The organism is Novosphingobium profundi, from assembly GCF_018491765.1.
Classification (GTDB): domain Bacteria; phylum Pseudomonadota; class Alphaproteobacteria; order Sphingomonadales; family Sphingomonadaceae; genus Novosphingobium; species Novosphingobium profundi.
Window position 1 is genome coordinate 49264 of the sequence record NZ_JABWCU010000016.1, and the last position, 15924, is coordinate 65187.

16 protein-coding genes are annotated in these 15924 nt (G+C 67.7%); 5 read left to right on the plus strand and 11 right to left on the minus strand.

Annotated elements, in window-relative coordinates; translation table 11 throughout:
* Positions 1 to 11 precede the first annotated feature (11 nt).
* Both mltA and HT136_RS18315 read right to left on the minus strand, forming a co-directional pair.
* On the minus strand, positions 12 to 1184 hold the full coding sequence (mltA, locus tag HT136_RS18310; protein ID WP_425516905.1) for a murein transglycosylase A: 1173 nt from the start codon (positions 1182 to 1184) through the stop codon (positions 12 to 14).
* A gap of 197 nt (positions 1185 to 1381) precedes the next feature.
* Positions 1382 to 2074, minus strand: coding sequence for a Tim44/TimA family putative adaptor protein (locus tag HT136_RS18315; RefSeq protein WP_214201269.1), 693 nt, complete (start codon positions 2072 to 2074; stop codon positions 1382 to 1384).
* 307 nt (positions 2075 to 2381) lie between these two features.
* Here HT136_RS18315 and secB point away from each other — a divergent pair, with 307 nt between their 5' ends.
* The 3 genes from secB (at position 2382) to trpS (ending at position 5656) form a co-directional block, all read left to right on the plus strand.
* The gene (secB, locus tag HT136_RS18320; RefSeq protein WP_214201270.1) at positions 2382 to 2894 is read left to right on the plus strand and encodes a protein-export chaperone SecB; all 513 of its coding nucleotides are present in this window, start codon (positions 2382 to 2384) and stop codon (positions 2892 to 2894) included.
* 110 nt (positions 2895 to 3004) lie between these two features.
* Complete coding sequence (murJ, locus tag HT136_RS18325) at positions 3005 to 4618, plus strand: murein biosynthesis integral membrane protein MurJ (protein ID WP_214201271.1); 1614 nt, start codon at positions 3005 to 3007, stop codon at positions 4616 to 4618.
* Positions 4619 to 4636: 18 nt separating this feature from the next.
* Entirely contained in the window at positions 4637 to 5656 is a 1020-nt protein-coding gene (gene trpS / locus HT136_RS18330; RefSeq protein ID WP_214201272.1) for a tryptophan--tRNA ligase, read from the plus strand.
* A gap of 56 nt (positions 5657 to 5712) precedes the next feature.
* Here the strand turns inward: trpS and HT136_RS18335 are convergent, their stop codons facing one another.
* Together HT136_RS18335 and HT136_RS18340 are read right to left on the minus strand one after the other, a co-directional pair.
* Positions 5713 to 6801, minus strand: a complete 1089-nt coding sequence (locus HT136_RS18335) for a glycoside hydrolase family 76 protein (protein ID WP_214201273.1) — start codon at positions 6799 to 6801, stop codon at positions 5713 to 5715.
* A gap of 10 nt (positions 6802 to 6811) precedes the next feature.
* Positions 6812 to 7453, minus strand: coding sequence for an MOSC domain-containing protein (locus HT136_RS18340; protein WP_214201274.1), 642 nt, complete (start codon positions 7451 to 7453; stop codon positions 6812 to 6814).
* Positions 7454 to 7715: 262 nt separating this feature from the next.
* Between HT136_RS18340 and HT136_RS18345 the strand changes: the two genes are divergently transcribed.
* Together HT136_RS18345 and HT136_RS18350 are read left to right on the plus strand one after the other, a co-directional pair.
* Positions 7716 to 8411 carry a DUF4136 domain-containing protein gene (locus HT136_RS18345; RefSeq protein ID WP_214201275.1) on the plus strand — a complete coding sequence of 232 codons (696 nt, stop codon included), beginning with the start codon at positions 7716 to 7718 and terminating at the stop codon, positions 8409 to 8411.
* A gap of 205 nt (positions 8412 to 8616) precedes the next feature.
* On the plus strand, positions 8617 to 8787 hold the full coding sequence (locus tag HT136_RS18350) for a hypothetical protein (RefSeq protein WP_214201276.1): 171 nt from the start codon (positions 8617 to 8619) through the stop codon (positions 8785 to 8787).
* Positions 8788 to 8794: 7 nt separating this feature from the next.
* Here the strand turns inward: HT136_RS18350 and HT136_RS18355 are convergent, their stop codons facing one another.
* From HT136_RS18355 to HT136_RS18385, 7 genes are read right to left on the minus strand one after another with little or no spacing between them, the layout of a single operon-like run.
* Positions 8795 to 9232 (minus strand): hypothetical protein, encoded by a 438-nt coding sequence (locus HT136_RS18355; protein ID WP_214201277.1) that lies wholly within the window; start codon positions 9230 to 9232, stop codon positions 8795 to 8797.
* A gap of 9 nt (positions 9233 to 9241) precedes the next feature.
* On the minus strand, positions 9242 to 9712 hold the full coding sequence (gene dut, locus HT136_RS18360; protein ID WP_214201278.1) for a dUTP diphosphatase: 471 nt from the start codon (positions 9710 to 9712) through the stop codon (positions 9242 to 9244).
* Positions 9696 to 11333 carry a bifunctional phosphopantothenoylcysteine decarboxylase/phosphopantothenate synthase gene (locus HT136_RS18365; protein WP_214201279.1) on the minus strand — a complete coding sequence of 546 codons (1638 nt, stop codon included), beginning with the start codon at positions 11331 to 11333 and terminating at the stop codon, positions 9696 to 9698. Before HT136_RS18365 ends, dut begins: the two co-directional genes overlap by 17 nt.
* 56 nt (positions 11334 to 11389) lie before the next feature.
* Positions 11390 to 12613: a hypothetical protein gene (locus HT136_RS18370; RefSeq protein WP_246543889.1), complete on the minus strand. Its 1224-nt coding sequence runs from the start codon at positions 12611 to 12613 to the stop codon at positions 11390 to 11392.
* A complete protein-coding gene (gene ubiB, locus HT136_RS18375; protein ID WP_214201280.1) occupies positions 12580 to 14148 on the minus strand; it encodes a 2-polyprenylphenol 6-hydroxylase in 1569 nt (522 codons plus the stop codon). The genes HT136_RS18370 and ubiB overlap by 34 nt, the downstream gene beginning before the upstream one ends.
* A gap of 10 nt (positions 14149 to 14158) precedes the next feature.
* Positions 14159 to 14890, minus strand: a complete 732-nt coding sequence (locus HT136_RS18380) for a class I SAM-dependent methyltransferase (RefSeq protein WP_214201281.1) — start codon at positions 14888 to 14890, stop codon at positions 14159 to 14161.
* 11 nt (positions 14891 to 14901) lie between these two features.
* Positions 14902 to 15846: a DMT family transporter gene (locus HT136_RS18385; RefSeq protein ID WP_214201282.1), complete on the minus strand. Its 945-nt coding sequence runs from the start codon at positions 15844 to 15846 to the stop codon at positions 14902 to 14904.
* Positions 15847 to 15924 lie beyond the last annotated feature (78 nt).

A 15924-nucleotide genomic window follows, 5' to 3' on the forward strand; every position in this document is an offset into this window, starting at 1 on the left:
CCGTGCCATTCTCACTGACCTTCGAGCCGGGCGATCGCCCCTCGCGGCAGCAGCACCAGCGCCTCGCCCCGTCCCGACATGCCACCGGCGGTGACCCGGGCCTGGTCGCCGTTACCCCAGAACGTATCGAACCGGTTCGCGCCCTTGATCGCGCCCCCGGTGTCCTGCGCCACCCACAGGCCATCGGCCTCGGGTCGGTCGAGGTCGAGCCAGACCGGCGCGCCAAGCGGCACGAAGCGCGGGTCGGTCGCCACCGAGGCGTGCGCCCGGACGGTGACACCCAGCGCGCCGACCGGGCCGTCGCCTGTCAGTTCACGGAAGAAGACCCAGGAGCGGTTCTCGTTCATCAGCGCCTTGCCCGCCTCGGGGTTCTCGCGGATGTACTGCATGATGCCCTGCATCGAGCCGGGATATTGCCCTGGACCGCTGCCGATCAACCCGCGCTCGCGCATCACGCCTCCGATCCCGGTATAAGGCAAACCGTTCTGCCCGGCATAGCCGATGCGCATCACGCTGCCGTCGGGCGCCCGCAGCATGCCCGAGCCCTGCACCTGCAGGAAGAACACCTCGACCGGATCGTGAGCCCAGGCGATGATCGGTGCCTTTCCAGCGAGCGCCCCGGCCTCGATCGCGGCGCGGTCATAGTAGGGAACGAAGCGACCGCTCTCGTCGTAGCGTCCGAGCGGCATGGAACCGTTGGCAAGCGGGGCCGCTTCGCCTGCCTTCGCGCGCACGAGGTCACTCGGCATGCCGTAGATCGGCACGTCATACCCCGGCATCGGCGTGCGCGAACCAGCGATCTCGGGCTCGTAATAGCCGGTCGCGAAAGCCTGCGCGTTGCCGATGCGTGCGGTCTCGAAATAGTTCGCGAAGAAGGCGGGCGCCTGCTCCGGCGCCCAATGGGATGCCGCCGCGCAGGCCTCGCTCCAATCCTGTGGACGGGTCAGTCCGCTGGCATCGCGGCGCACGAGAAGCTTGGGGCAGCTTTCGGCAAAACCGGACAACGCCGCCTGGGCGTCGAGGAGCCCAAGCGGAAGCGAGGCCAGCGGTGGACCGGCACGGACACCGAGCGCCAGGGCGCTCTCCGGCACCGGCGCCACCCCGCCCGGCTCCCCGCCGGAGCGCGGACCGACGCAGGCGGCGAGCAGCGCGCAGAGCACCGCCGCCACGAAAACCCCACGCAGGTTCGCACGCGCAGGCCGCGCCCGGGGACGGATCGCTGTCGAACGGATTGTTCGGACCAAGGGGAACACACTCCTGACGAGGAAGGCGCCACGAGCGGTTGGGCCGCTACGAGCCGGACGCAAGGGCAAAACAAAACGGGCAGCGAAACGCGAAGGTGCGTTTCCTGCCCGTTACCTGCGCAATCGCGCGGAAAAGATCAACCGGCGTCGGTTTCCTCGAGCATCCAGTCGGGATCCGAGGAACGCACCGGACGGCTGAAGGTCCAGACATCGACCGCCTCGATCGCATCGTCGAGCGAACCGGCCACGACGTGACCTTCGGCATCGCGGGTGACGGCAGCGATGTCCGAACGGAAGCGCACGGTGATGCGCGCGACCCCCTCTTCGATCCCTGCGCTGACGATCTTCACGTCCTCAATGCGCACCAACTTGTTGTCGAGCGTCTCGCCTGCCGCGACGCGTTCGTCGATCGCGGCCTCGAAGCTCTCGCGCACCGAGTCGTCGCACAGCGCACGCAGCTCGGCCTTGTCGCCCTTCCAGAACGCCTCGAGCACGAGCCGATAGGCCCCGCGCGCGCCTTCGAGGAAGGCGAAGGCGTCGAAGCGACGGTCCGCGCCGGCGATTGCGGAAAGCCCGCGCTCGGCCATCGGAGAAGTGACCGGCACCTCGCGCATGCGCTGATCTGCCGGACCACGCGCGGCGGGCTCTTCGCTGCGGATTTCCGGGCGCTTGTGCGGCTGCGGCCGCACGCCACCGGGCTGCCCCTGCTGCCCTTCGAAGCGACCGGCAATGGGCTCCTCCTCATGCTCGGCACGGCGGCCAAGCACGGAATAGAGCCGCAAGCCGAGGAACGCTGCGATCATGGCCAGGATGACGATTTCCGGTGTCACGTTCGTGTACCCATTCCTTCCTTAAGGGCTGGCACCGGGTCCGATTTGGGCCCGGTTTGCCGGTCCAGTATTTCTCTTAACATAGCCTCAGATAGGTACGGTTGACAAATGAACAACGCGTGAGTGGCCATATCGGGTCTTTTTTTCGACATCCCGAGCCCGACCCAGGCAGATTGCACCGACCGCTTCGCACTTGGGGTGTTCCACGAAGCGCAAAAATGCTCTAGCGCGCGAGAATCGCTTCCCCTGCGCCAACGCGCGGGGGGCAGCTTCGAAATTTTCTGGATCAAAGCGGGATAAGCATAGCATGGCCGACGAAGGCAACGTGATCTCCGACCTCAACCTGGGCAACGGCGCCGACATGGGCCCGAGCGCGGGCATCATCTCGCAGTACGTCAAGGACCTCTCGGTCGAGAACCCCAACGCGCCGCAGTGCTTCCAGTGGCAGGACGTCCCCTCGATCGACGTGCAGTTCAACATCGCGGCACAGGCCATCGAAGGCGAAGTGCACGAAGTCGAACTGAAGATCACCTGCACCTCGAAGGCGCAGGCCGGCACCGCCTTCGTGGTCGACCTCAGCTACTGCGCCCTGGTGGGCATGCGCGGCCTCGACGAAGGCCAGGCCCACGCCTTCCTCTTCGCCGAAGCCCCGCGCATCCTGTTCCCCTTCGCCCGCCGCGTGGTGGCCGACGCCGTGCGCGATGCCGGCTTCGCACCGCTCATGCTCGAGCCGATCGACTTCAACGGGCTTTACGTCCAGCAGCTCCAGGCCCAGCAGCAGGGCGTGAACGCCGGCGACCCGCCGATGGGCCACGCCTGACCCACGCGCGGGTCTGATACCGGACCTGAAACGCCGGACGCGGGCGCTCGTGCCCGCGCCCGGCCTTGCCCATTTCCCATGAACCGGCGTTAAAGAGGACGCTTCAAGGCATGAGTCTCGTCCGCAACGTCGGCACCATCGGTGGCCTGACCGCCCTTAGCCGGATCTTCGGCTTCGCCCGCGACATCCTGCTCGCGCGCGTACTGGGCGCCGGTCTTGCCGCCGACGCCTTCCAGCTCGCCTTCGTGCTGCCCAACACCTTCCGCCGGCTCTTCGCCGAGGGCGCCTTCTCGGTCGCCTTCGTGCCGATGTACACGCGCACGCTCGCGGCCGCGGAGGCCGATGGCGGCGGCGAGGACGCGGCGAACCGCTTCGCCAGCGACGTGCTCTCGGTCTTCGTCTGGGTCTTGCTGGGCTTTTCCGCGCTGGCGATGATCGCCATGCCCGCGATCGTCTGGCTGCTCGCGGGCGAGTACCAGTCGGTCCCCGGCAAGTTCGAGCTGGCCGTCGCGCTCAGCCGCACGACCTTCCCCTATCTCGGGCTCGTCAGCCTCGTCGCGATGCTCTCGGGCGTGCTCAACGCCCACTCGAAATTCGCCCCCGGCGCGTTCGTGCCGGTGCTGCTCAACCTGGTGCTGATCACCGGTATCGTCACCGGCTATTTCCTCGGCAAGGCGAGCGGATCGGACCAGATCGTGGCCTGGTGCGTGGCCATCGCGGTCAGTGCCTCGGGGGTCGCGCAGCTCGCCTACATGGGCTGGGCGACGCGCAAGGCGGGCGTTCGCCTCAAGATCAGCGCCCCGCGCTTCACCCGCGACGTGCGCAAGCTGTGCCTGCTGATCCTGCCCGCCACCTTCGGCGCGGGCGTCTACCAGATCAGCCAGTTCGTCGACACGTTCTTCGCGACCTCGCTTGCCCAGGGCTCGCTGACCCTGCTCAAGTACGCCGACCGGCTCAACCAGATGCCCCTCGGCATCGTCGGCATTGCGCTCGGCACCGCGATCCTGCCGATGCTCGCGCGCCATATCCAGGGCAAGGACGAAGCGGGCGCGCAGCGCCTCCAGGCAAATGCCGTGGAGATCGCGTGCCTGCTCACGATCCCCGCCGCGGTCGCGCTCGCGGTCTGCGCCCCGGCCTTCGTCACCGCCTTCTTCGTGGGCGGCAAGATGACGCAGGCCAATGGCGACACCATGGCCGCGATCGTCGTCGCGCTCGTCTGCGGACTGCCCTCCTACGTTCTGGTCAAAGTGTTCCAGCCCGCCTTCTTCAGCCGCGAGGACACCCGCACCCCGGTGTGGATCGCCACGGTCACCCTTCTCATCAACATCGGCGTCAACATCGCCGTCGTGCCGCGCTTCGGCATCGTCGGCCTTGCCGGCGCCACCGCCTTCACCTCGAGCCTCAACGTGGCGACCCTCTACGCCGTGCTGCAGCTGCGCGGCTGGTTCCACTTCACCCTCAAGCTCGCCTCGCGCATCGCGCGCCAGATCCTGGCGAGCGCGGTGATGGGCGCTGCGCTCTGGGCGCTCGTCCCGCGGCTGGCGAGCCACTACGCCGGCCACGTGATCGAGAAGGTCTGGTCGCTTGGCGCGCTGGTCGGGGTCGGTCTCGTCGTGTTCTTCGTCGCGGCCTACCTCTTCGGAGCCCTCGACAAGGACCTGCTTGCCCAGCTACGGCGTCGCCGACCGGCGGCGAAGGCCGATCCGGTCGATCTTTCGGAATAACCACAGGCACGAAAAACCATGCGTATCGTCTCCGGCATCCAGCCTACGGGCAACCTTCACCTCGGCAACTACCTCGGCGCCATCAAGAACTGGGTGAAGATGCAGGAGGACGTGACCGCGCAGGGCGGGCAGAGCCTGTACTTCCTGGCCGACCTGCACGCGATCTCGATGCCGCACGACCCCAAGGCGCTCTCGGCCAACACCCGCGAGATGACCGCCGCGCTCGTCGCCTGCGGGATCGATCCCGAACGCTCGATCCTGTTCAACCAGACCCAGGTCCCCCAGCACGCCGAGTTGCAATGGCTGCTCAACGGCACCGCACGCATGGGCTGGCTCTCGCGCATGACCCAGTTCAAGGACAAGTCGGGCAAGAACCGCGAGGGCGCCTCGGTCGCGCTGTTCACCTACCCGGTGCTCCAGGCCGCCGACGTGCTGCTCTACCAGGCCACCCACGTGCCTGTGGGCGAGGACCAGAAGCAGCACCTCGAGCTTGCCCGCGACATCGCGCAGAAATTCAACAACGACTTCGCCAGCGAAGAGGCCCCGGTCTTCACCCTGCCCGAACCGATCATCCCGCCCGAGGCCGCGCGCATCATGTCCTTGCGCGACGGTTCGGCCAAGATGAGCAAGTCCGACCCTTCGGACATGGCGCGCATCAACCTCACCGACGATGCCGACACGATCATGAAGAAGGTCAAGAAGGCCAAGAGCGACGCCGAGCCGCTGCCCAGCGAAAAGGCGGGCCTCGAAGGCCGCGCCGAAGCCAGCAACCTGGTGGGCATCTACTCGGCGATGACCGGGCAGAGCATCGAGGCGATCCTCTCCGACTTCGGCGGTGAGGGCTTCGGCAAGTTCAAGCCTGCACTCGGCGAAGTGCTGGTCGAGAAGCTCAGCCCCATCAACGCGCGCTTCAACGAGCTTCGCAAGGACTACTCGGCGCTCGACGCGATCCTCGCCAAAGGCGCGGCGAAAGCGCGCGAACTGGCGCTGCCCACGCTCCACGCCGCCTACGACGCATTGGGCCTCGTGCGCGGCTGAACGGGATCGGGAGCTCGAGGGGTCCTGCCCCTCGAATTCCTCCGTTTCTCCTGCCCTTAACGATCGGCCGCGAGCAGCATCGCGATACCCGAGGCCTGCGCGGCCGCGCCATATTGCCCCGTCTGCCCGGTCCAGTCCGAATCGATGGGACCAGTCCCTTGCGCGCTGATCCGCCAGATCGCCTCGGCGTTGCGCCGCGCCGCCTCGCGTAGAGCCGCCTTCTCGGGACTTTCGGGCAGGACGTCCATGAGCGCGGCGAGATGGAACGCGAAGATCCCCTTGAAGGCGAGCCCGTCCACCCCGATCGAGGGCACCGGCTCGCGCAGCGTACCGTCGGGATTGACGAGCGTCGCCAGTGCGTTGGTCGCCGTCACGACCGCCCTTTGCCGATAGACGGGGCTTCCCGTGATCGTGGTCAGGTCGGACAGGCCGCTCAGCAGCACCCCCTGGTTATAGCTCCAGCGCGGCTGGCCGTTGTTGCGGCATTGCCCGGTGCGCGCGTCGATCGCGAGCCCGTCGTTGACGAGGCCATCGTGCCCGATCATGCCCGAGGCCGCCAGCCAGCCCCAGCTGCGCAGCGCCCACTGTTTGTAGCTGTCCTGCCCGGTCGCGGCGTAAAGGCGTGTCGCCGCGGTCAGCAGGAGTTCGTTGGTGATCGCGTTCTTGTAGGTCCGATGCGGCCCCCACCAGATGCCGCCACCGCAGGTCTCGTCCCAATAAGTCTCGACGAGGCCGGTGAAGGTATCGGCCGCGTAATCGAGCAGTTCCGGATCCCCTTCCAGACGCCAGCCGTCGACGCTGGCGATCACCGCCCAGAGCGCATCGTCGTTGAGCGCGAGCCGGTCGCGCGTGCGCAGCGCGGTGTGGATGCGGCTGTCCCAGCGCGTGTCGCCCGTCCGCGCGCGGTAGGCGATCATCAGGTCGACGAGCACGAAGCGCTGCCAGCCGCCCGCGCCCTGCCAGCCGTCGGGCCGTCCCCAGCGCGTATCGAGCTGTTCCATCAGCGTGCGTGCGCGGCCGGTCCAGAGCCGCTCCGGCGCGGCTTGCTCGTCCGTCACCCGTGCCTCCACCGCCTGGGCGCGAACCACAGGTGATGCCAGCAGGCACGACAGGGCCAGCGCCCCGCCCAGCCAATCCCGTTTCATGAAAAGATCTTTACCCCAGAAGTTTCTCGCGGCGCCGGGACCAGGCTTCGGCCAGCGGCGTCACCGCGCCGAGCGCCTCGAGCCCCGCGCGGTCGGCCTTGTAGCCGCCCGCGATCAGCAAGGAGAAGACCCGTGCCACGCTCCATTGCGGATAAGCGCGCTCGACGAGCTCCAGTTCGTCGCCCGCCGTGACCTGCCCCTCTTCCAGAACGCGGTAATACCAGCCCGAACGCCCGCTCGTTACGACGCCGGCCATGACCTTGGCCCCGTCGAAGCGATGGTCGAGCTTCCAGCAGGGCTGGCGCCCCTGCGCGACCTCGACGAGCGCACTGCCGAGCCGGAATCGGTCGCCGATGCACACGCTCTCCTCGGTCAGCCCCTGGGTCGAGATGTTCTCGCCAAAAGCCCCCGCAGCGTCGAGCAGGGGGTGTGGTCCGATCGCCTCGCGCCAGAACGGATAATGATCGTGCGGGTAGTGGTGGATCGCCTTTTCGGGGCCGCCGTGGACCGCCAGATCGGCCTGTTCGTCACCTTCGAGCCCGAGCCAGCCGACCCGCACCGGGCCCGCCACCGCGCGCTTGGCGATGGCGCTGTGCTCGTCGGCGCCGCGAAAGCGCGCCACCTTACCGCAATTGATCGAGAGAATGCGCATGAGCCGGACTCGCTTTCACTGTGCAAAGTGCCTATATCACAGGGCGTTGCCTATCCAGCCCTGGACCAGCGTCGATTGGGGAAAGCCTTGGGCAAGGCCCATCCACGCGCAGGCGGTTCGTCGCAAGCGCGGCGCCATTCAACCGCTATTCAGGCCCTGGACAGTATTGACGATGCCGCGCCTCTTCGGTTCGGCCCCCGGCTGCGGGTCCGGGGATTCGATCCCGCCGATCGCCCAGAGAGAGGCATGTGGAGTGAGTAGGATGATCCAATCTTTCGGCCAGACCAAACGGGCGCACCCGGCCGGCGCCTCCTTTGCCCGCATACGCATGGCACTTGCCGCGCTGATGCTGGTGGCGGTCGCGGCCTGCGCCGCCCCGTTCAACGCCGACGTCTCGCGCTTCCAGTCCCAGCTTCCCGCGCCCGCGGGCCAGTCCTTCGCCATCGTCGCCGACGATCCGGAACTGGCCGGTGGCCTTGAATTCGCGCAATACGCCAGCCTCGTCGCCAAGCACATGAACGAGCTGGGCTACACCGCCGCAAGCAGCCCCTCGAACGCCGATCTCATCGTGCGCTTCGACTACGGTGTCGACAATGGGCGCGAACGCATCCAGTCGCGCTCGCCCTACTTCGACCCCTGGTACGGTTATGGCCGCTACGGCCGGTTCGGCGGATTTGGTGGGTTCGGCGGCTACTACGGCGGCCCCTGGCGCTATGGCTTCTACGATCCCTATTTTGCGGGCGGGATCGATTCCTACACCGTTTACACCAGCGGCATCAAACTGAAGATCGACCGCGCCAAGGACGGCCAGCGCCTCTTCGAAGGCAAGGCACAGGCCCTTTCGACCTCCAATCGCCTGCAATATCTGGTTCCCAATCTCGTCGATGCGATGTTTACCGATTTCCCCGGGAACTCGGGCGAGACCGTGCGCATTACAGTGGCACCGGAAGGCAAGTAACACTGCCGAACACCCGATATTGACAGGCTCCCCCTTGAAGAGGGAGACACCGAGGGGCGGGCTCGTCGCAAGGCGGGCTCGCCCTAAGGCTATATGAAATGCCCTGTTATACGAGCGCAACCCTCAGGGCGCACACCCCGCCAGCGCCAGCCTTCGTAATGAGGGGCTTGCCAACTCGACACCGGACGCGGGATACCCCGAGACGATGAACACCTTCATGGCCATCATGTCGCAGCTCTTCTGGGGCGTGACGATCGGCGCGCTCGAGGCGGCCTTCGCCACGGTAGCGCGCGGCGCGATCGCGGCGATCGGCCTTGGTGGCGCGGGGTGGTGGGTGGTCAGGCGCCGCCGCGCCAAGCGCGCCGACAAGGACTGAGGCGCACCTACCAGGGCAGCGGCGCCAGATCCGGCTCCACCCAGGTGCGCCGCGCCGCGACACCGAAGAGGACGTCCCGGCTCCAGTAGGCCAATAGCCAGTCGGCCCGTCCCAATGGCGAGGCCATCAGCCCCTTCAGGATTTCGTCGAGCGACGCACGCTCCCCTGCCACGTCAAGTTGCGCGCGCACCCCGCGCATCGAGGCACGCGTGATCGTATGGTGGTACCCCGAGGTGTCGCTGTTCGCCGTACCCGTCGCCATGTTGTAGCGCGTGATGAGAGCACGCAAGGCATCCGGCGCGGTCAGCTCGTGGCGATGGCGGGCGAGCCACAAGGCCAGGGCGAAATGCGCCTCGTGGGTCCACTGCGCCTTGGGCAAGGTGCACGCGATCATCGCCAGCGCCAGCCGCTCGATCGCCGCCTCGCCGTCCAGTGTCGAGGCCATCGGGCCCGCTCAGTTGCCGAGCGCGGTGACCCCGCCGGTCGAGCCGAAGCCACCTTCCCCGCGCACGGTCTCATCGAGTTCCTCGACCTCGAGCCAGCTGGCCTGGATCACCGGGGCGAGCACGAGCTGCGCAACGCGGTCGCCGCGCACGATCGAGAATGGCTCGCTGCCGTGATTGATAAGAATCACCTTCAGTTCGCCGCGGTAGTCCGAATCGATCGTGCCCGGCGTGTTGGGCACGGTGATCGCGTGCTTGAGCGCGAGGCCCGAACGCGGGCGCACCTGGATCTCGAAGCCTTCGGGGATCGCCATGGCCAGCCCCGTCGCCACCGCGTGGCGCGCGCCCGGCGCGATCGTCACGTCCTCGGCCGAAACCACGTCCATGCCCGCAGCCCCCGCGGTGGCATAGGCGGGTAGCGGAAGGCCCCTGCCGTGGGGCAGGACCTTGAGGGGCACGGGAACGTTAGCTGGCGAATGCATCGATCATCCTTTCCACGAGAAGGTTCGCGACCTCCTCCTTGGGCATTTCGGGTAGCGAGATCACGTCCTCGCCGCGCACGATGTGGACTGCGTTGGCATCGCCGCCCATGACATCGCCCGACACGTCGTTGGCGATGATCCAGTCGGCGCCCTTGCGCTTGCGCTTGTCCTTTGCGTACTTGATCACGTCGTTGGTCTCGGCCGCGAAGCCGATCAGGAGCGGCGGGCGATCGGGGCGCGAGGCGACGGTCGCGAGAATGTCGGGGTTTTCGGTCAGGATCAGCGCGGGCGGGGCCGAACCGCGCTTCTTGAGCTTCTGACCGGCTGCGCTCACCGGGCGCCAGTCGGCCACCGCAGCCACCATCACCCCGATGTCGGCGGGCAGCGCCTGCTTGACCGCCTCGGCCATGTCGAGCGCGCTCTCCACGTCGACCCGGTCGACCCCGATGGGCGTCGGCAGATGGACCGGCCCGGCGACCAGCGTCACGCGCGCGCCCGCGCGCGCAGCCGCGGCAGCGATCGCGAAGCCCTGCTTGCCCGAAGAGCGGTTGGCGATGTAGCGCACCGGGTCGATCGGCTCCCAGGTCGGGCCGGCCGTCACCAGCACGTGACGTCCGGCAAGCGGCCCTTCGCCGGGCATGAATGGCGTATCGAGGGCCGAACCAACGCCCATCGTGGGATGGGCGAAGGGATCCTCACCGGGCAGCGGATCGGGGCGCACGGCATCGCCATGCACCGAAAGAAGATGGTTGATGGCCTCCGGATCGGTCGGCGGGGCTGCGCGCGCACCGCCCTTCTTCGCCATGAGCGAGGTGAGGCCGAGTCCTTCGGCCGCCTTGCCGGGAGCTGTCGGGGCCGCCTCCTCGAAGGCGATCGCCTTCTTCGTGGAGCCACCTGCGCGCAGGATCATCCCCCCCGACAGGCCACCCAGGCCCATGCCGCCCTCGTCCTGCTCCTCGGGTTCGGGATCGCTGAATTCGGGTTGCCAGACGCGCCCGTCCTCACCCGTGGCGGGCGGGAGGCCGGGGTAGCGCGGCTCGGCTTCGAGACCGCCCGGAACCGGCGCAACCTCGACCGGGCCGAGGCCGAGGCCCCAGGCAATCCGCTGCCAGATCGCCACCGGATCCGGCAGGCGTCCCGGGCCGAACTCACCACAGGCCATCGTGCCCTCGTCGGGCTCCATCACGTCGACCCCGGCTTCGCGCAGGATCTGCACGTTGCGCGTGGTCGCCGCGTGCTGCCACATGCGCACATTCATCGCCGGGACCGCCATGACCGGCGCGTCGGTGGCGAGCAGCATGGTGGTGGCGAGGTCATCCGCAATGCCCGAGGCCATCTTGGCCAGCAGGTTCGCGGTCGCCGGGCAGATCACGATCAGGTCCGCCGCGCGGCTGAGCTCGATATGCCCCATCTCGACTTCATCCTTGAGGTCGAAGAGCGAGGTGTAGACCGGATTACCCGAAAGCGCGGCCAGCGCCATGGGCGTGACGAACTGGCTTCCGCCCTCGGTGAGGACGCAAGTGACTTCGCCACCTTCCTTGCGGATGTGGCGGACAAGTTCGCAGGCCTTGTAGGCGGCAATGCCGCCACCGATGACCAGGAGGATACGCGGTCCGTTCATTCTCGGGGCTTGTGCAACAGCGGGCATCACGACGCAATCGGTTTAGAGGGTATCGGTCATGCGCCGCGCGCACCGGCAAGCGGGGCCGAAGCCAACCGGGTTTCGCGTGCCGCGCCGCACAGGCCAGCGAGCGCGCGGGGCGCGAAGACGATCCCGGCGAACATCGCCGGCGCGACCATCGCCCCCCAATAGAAATTGTCCCAGCGCCCCGCAATCATGAAGGCGAAGCCATAGCCCGCGCTGAGCAAGAAGCCGAAGAGGCCCGCGCGGGCGTTCCAGCCCAGCCACCCGAACGTCATCAGGATGACCGCCGGGCCTGCCAGCCAGTGCGGCAGCCAGCGCAAGTTGCTCGCCTGCGCGATGTTGGCGAGCCAGCCCGAGAGCCCGCGCGCGACCAGCCAGGGCGCCGAATGCGGATCGCTGGGCAGGACGTCGCGCGCCACGAGATGCAGGTGCAGCGCGAGCGCGGCGAGGAACACCACGACGAGCGCGATCCAGGCCAGTGCCTCGCGGCCGTTGCGCTGCCACAGCGCGAAGGCGGCCATGAGCAGAACGAAAGGCAGCGTGTGCTCGCGAATCGCGAGCGCCAGCGCGGCGGCACAGAACGCCCCGATCCAGCGGCCACCCTGCCCGTGCCTGCCGATCCGGTGCAAGCCGAAGGACAGCGCGATCAGCCCCCCGGCCCAGAGTTCGTGGAGCGGAAAGTAATGCCGATTAAGCGCGAGCGAGACGCCCACCGCCACCATCGCGCAGGCCAGGCGGCGCTGGCGCGCGATCGCGGGATCTTCGCCCAGCTTGTTCCACCAGGCCACGATCGTCCCCAGCATCAGCGCAAGGGCGGCCACGACCTGCCCCGCCGTGCCGAGATAGGCGTTGATATAGGCGAGCGTGGGCAGGCGCACCGCAAGCCCCGGGTTCACCGGATAGTCGCGCGCGCGCTGCTCGGAGACGATGAAATCGTAATAGTTCTCGCCCGCCGCGATGCGCTTCGAGGCCACCTTGTAGAGCGCGATATCCTGGTCGTAGTCCTCGTCGGCATCAAGCTCTTCGCTCGTCGCCTCGGCAGGCACCGAGGCATCGACCGCCCCCTGCCAGGGCGAACGGCTGCCCGCCGGAAAGGTCGGAACGAACGCGGAAGCGACCAGCAGAAGCGCCAGTGCCGCCAGAGCCATGCGCGCCAGCCAGGCCGGCCAGGCGGCAAAGCGATCCGGAGCCGGCGTCGGGCCCGATATGGCCCCCGGCCCGGTCAGGTCATCAGGTACCAGTACGTCACCGCGCATGCGGCCATGCCCCCCACGATTGCAGAGAGAACATAGCCCCCAAGGTGGTTACCATCGGGTTTACGCTTGCGCTCCCAGATGAGGTCGATCTCGGGCAACGGGGCCTGTTCGGGGGCGCCGCCCTTGGGAGGGAAACGCTCCTCGATGCGGCGTACCAGAGCGGGCAGGCGCGCCAGGGTCGCAAGGTCCTCGCGCAGCCGGTCGGCGATCACCGCCTCGGGGCCGAGTTCGTCGCGAATCCAGTTCTTCACGAAGGGCGCTGCGACGTCCCACATGTTGATCTGCGGATCGAGCGCGGTCGCCAGCCCCTCGACCATGACCATGGTCTTCTGGAGCAGCAGGAGGTGGGGCTGCACCGCCATGTCGAAATCACGGGTGATCGCGAAGAGCCCGTCGAGCATCTGCCCGACCGAGAGCTCGGACACCGGCTTGCCGCGCATCGGCTCGCCGACGGCGCGAAGCGCGGTCGCGAACTCCTCGACCGAATGGTAGCTCGGCACGTATTGCGCCTCGAAGTGGATTTCGGCCACGCGCTTGTAGTTGCCGGTGGTGAGGCCGTAGAGGATCTCCGCCAGCCACAGCCGCGCCTGCCGGTTGATCCGGCCCATGATGCCGAAGTCGATGGCAACGATCGTCGCGTCCTGCGGGCTCCCTTGCACGAAGAGATTGCCCTGGTGCATGTCGGCGTGGAAGAAGCCCGCCGAGATCGCCTGCTTGAGGAAGGTGAGCACGAGCCGGTGCGCCAGTTCGGGCAGGTCGTAGCCCGCCGCGTTGAGCGCCTCGAGGTTGCTCATCTTGATGCCGTCGATCCACTCGAGCGTCAGAACCTGGCCATTGGTGCGGTCCCAGTCGATCGCGGGAATGCGGTAACCGTCGACCGACTTCATCCCGTCGGCCAGTTCCGAGGCCGAAGCCGCCTCGCGGCGCAAGTCGAGCTCACGCACGGTCCAGCGCTTGAGGTTGGCGATCACCGCGCGCGGGCGCAGGCGCGCCGCCTCGCCGCCGAAGGCCTCGAGGTGCGCGGCGGCCCACTCGTAGGTCTCGACGTCGCGGTTGAACTGCTCGCGGATGCCCGGACGCAGCACTTTCACCGCCACCTTGCGCCCGTCGGGCGTCGTCGCCGCGTGGACCTGCGCAATCGAGGCGGCGCCGATCGGCTCGGGATCGAAGCTGGCGAAAACTTCTTCGAGCGGGCGCTCGAAGCTGTCCTCGATGCGCCTTCGGATCAGCGCGAAATCGACCGGCGGCAGGCTGTCCTGCAAGGTCAGCAGGTTCTTCGCAGGGCCCTCGCCGACAAGGTCGGGCCGCGTGGCGAGCGCCTGGCCCAGCTTGATCGCCGCCGGGCCGATCGACTGGAAAGCGCCCGCGTAGTCGGGCTCGTCGCCCTGACGCGCGCCGAAGCGGGCCATGCGGCACAAGCGCTTCACCGGCGCGGGCGCGTTGCGGTCGTTCTCGATCCCACGCAGCGCGCCGTGGCGAGCGAGGACCCGGCCCCATTTGAGGAGCCGTGCGATATGCGTCAGTCGCGAGGTCACGTGTCGGGCCTCAGACCTTCCAGCCCGAGTGGATCGCCACGAGCCCGCCCAGGATCGGTTCGACCTTGGTGTGCTTGAAGCCGGCCGCGCGGATCATGCCCTCGAATTCGGGCATCGGCGGGAAGCGGCGGATCGATTCGATGAGATAGCGGTACGAATCGGCGTCACCCGCGATCATCTGGCCGATCTTGGGGACCAGCTTGTGCGAATAGGCGTCGTAAACTTCCTTGAAGCCCGGCCACTCGGTGGTCGAGAATTCGAGGCAGTAGAAGCGCCCGCCGTACTTGAGCACGCGGTGCGCCTCGGCCAGCGCCTTGTCGATATGGGTGACGTTGCGAATGCCGAAGGCAATCGTGTAGGCGTCGAAATGACGGTCGGGGAAAGCCAGTTCCTCGGCGTTCTGGCGCGACCACACGAGCGTGTCGATACCGCGCTCCATCGCGCGCTCGATGCCCACGTCGAGCATGTCCTGGTTGATGTCCGAAACGGTGACGACGGCGCCCCTGGCTTCCATGCGAAAGGCGATGTCGCCGGTGCCGCCCGCCATGTCGAGGATCTGCTCACCGGGCTGGGGCTTGACCCGCCGCACGAACGTATCCTTCCACACCCGATGCATGCCACCCGACATCGCATCGTTCATGATATCGTACTTGCGCGCGACATTGGAGAAGATGGCGCCGACTTTGCCGGCCTTCTCCTCGGCGGCGACCTCTTCGTATCCGAAGGAAACCGTTTCACTCATGGCCACGTCCTCTAGCCCCGTGCGCTCCGGAGCGCCACTGGTGTTTTCACCCGCGTGCGCAGCGCGAGCGCCGAGAGCACGATCCCGGCCAGGATCAGCCCCATGCCCACAAGATGATAGGCCACCAGCACTTCGCCCAACAGCAAGGTGGACAGAAGCGCCCCGAACAGCGGCATCAAGGTGATCGCCTGGCCCGCACGCATCGGCCCCAGCTCGGCCGTCGCGGCGATGTAGATGAAGAAGGCCAGGACCGAAGGGAACAGGCCGACATAGAGAAAGGCGCCCAGCACCGGCAGCGACCAGTGCACCTGTAACCCTTGCGCCGCCTCCCAGCCCGCGAGCGGGGCCAGCGCGAGCGCGCCCAGCAGGAAGGTCAGGAACACGAAGACCGGGGCATCGACCGCCGGCTTCTTGCGCAAGAGCACGGTGTAGAACGACCAGCACGCGACCCCGCACAGGATCAGCGCGTCGCCCTTGCCGCCGATGCGCAAGGCCAGCACCGCCTGCCAGTCGCCGCGAAACACGATGAAGAGCACGCCCAGCGTCGAGACCGCCACGCCCAACGCCTGGAGCCAGGCCGGGCGCCCGCGGAACAGCACGAACTCGAGAAGCAATACGAACGTCGGGATCCCCGCCTGCAAGAGCAGCGCGTTCGAGGCGCTCGTGAAGTGAAGGCCCGAATAGACGAAGGAGTTGAAGCAGACCACGCCCAGCACCCCCAGCACGACCAGCCAGCCCCACCCCTCGCGTATCTGCGGCCATTGCGCACGAAGACGCGGCCAGGCCAGCGGCAGGACGATCAGCACGGCGATCACCCAGCGCCCGAACGCGAGCGAGAAAGGCGGGATTTCGCTGCGCACCCCGCGCCCGACGATCGAATTGCCGGCCCAGAACAACATGGCGAGGCCGAGCAGCAGCGTGGCGCGCAACGAAGAGGTCGAGTGAGGTCGGGTCATGACCGGGGGGCTTAACGTGCCCGCCGCGCGAAGGCGACGGCAAAGCGCAAGGGGCCCGCGCCACCGGTGCAACCGCGC

Coding starts and splice junctions, on each gene's coding strand:
- secB (WP_214201270.1), top strand. CDS start 2,382: ATGGCCGACGAAGGCAACGTGATCTCCGACCTCAACCTGGGCAACGGC.
- murJ (WP_214201271.1), top strand. CDS start 3,005: ATGAGTCTCGTCCGCAACGTCGGCACCATCGGTGGCCTGACCGCCCTT.
- trpS (WP_214201272.1), top strand. CDS start 4,637: ATGCGTATCGTCTCCGGCATCCAGCCTACGGGCAACCTTCACCTCGGC.
- HT136_RS18335 (WP_214201273.1), bottom strand. CDS start 6,801: ATGAAACGGGATTGGCTGGGCGGGGCGCTGGCCCTGTCGTGCCTGCTG.
- HT136_RS18340 (WP_214201274.1), bottom strand. CDS start 7,453: ATGCGCATTCTCTCGATCAATTGCGGTAAGGTGGCGCGCTTTCGCGGC.
- HT136_RS18345 (WP_214201275.1), top strand. CDS start 7,716: ATGATCCAATCTTTCGGCCAGACCAAACGGGCGCACCCGGCCGGCGCC.
- HT136_RS18350 (WP_214201276.1), top strand. CDS start 8,617: ATGAACACCTTCATGGCCATCATGTCGCAGCTCTTCTGGGGCGTGACG.
- HT136_RS18355 (WP_214201277.1), bottom strand. CDS start 9,232: ATGGCCTCGACACTGGACGGCGAGGCGGCGATCGAGCGGCTGGCGCTG.
- dut (WP_214201278.1), bottom strand. CDS start 9,712: ATGCATTCGCCAGCTAACGTTCCCGTGCCCCTCAAGGTCCTGCCCCAC.
- HT136_RS18365 (WP_214201279.1), bottom strand. CDS start 11,333: ATGAACGGACCGCGTATCCTCCTGGTCATCGGTGGCGGCATTGCCGCC.
- HT136_RS18370 (WP_246543889.1), bottom strand. CDS start 12,613: ATGCGCGGTGACGTACTGGTACCTGATGACCTGACCGGGCCGGGGGCC.
- HT136_RS18380 (WP_214201281.1), bottom strand. CDS start 14,890: ATGAGTGAAACGGTTTCCTTCGGATACGAAGAGGTCGCCGCCGAGGAG.
- HT136_RS18385 (WP_214201282.1), bottom strand. CDS start 15,846: ATGACCCGACCTCACTCGACCTCTTCGTTGCGCGCCACGCTGCTGCTC.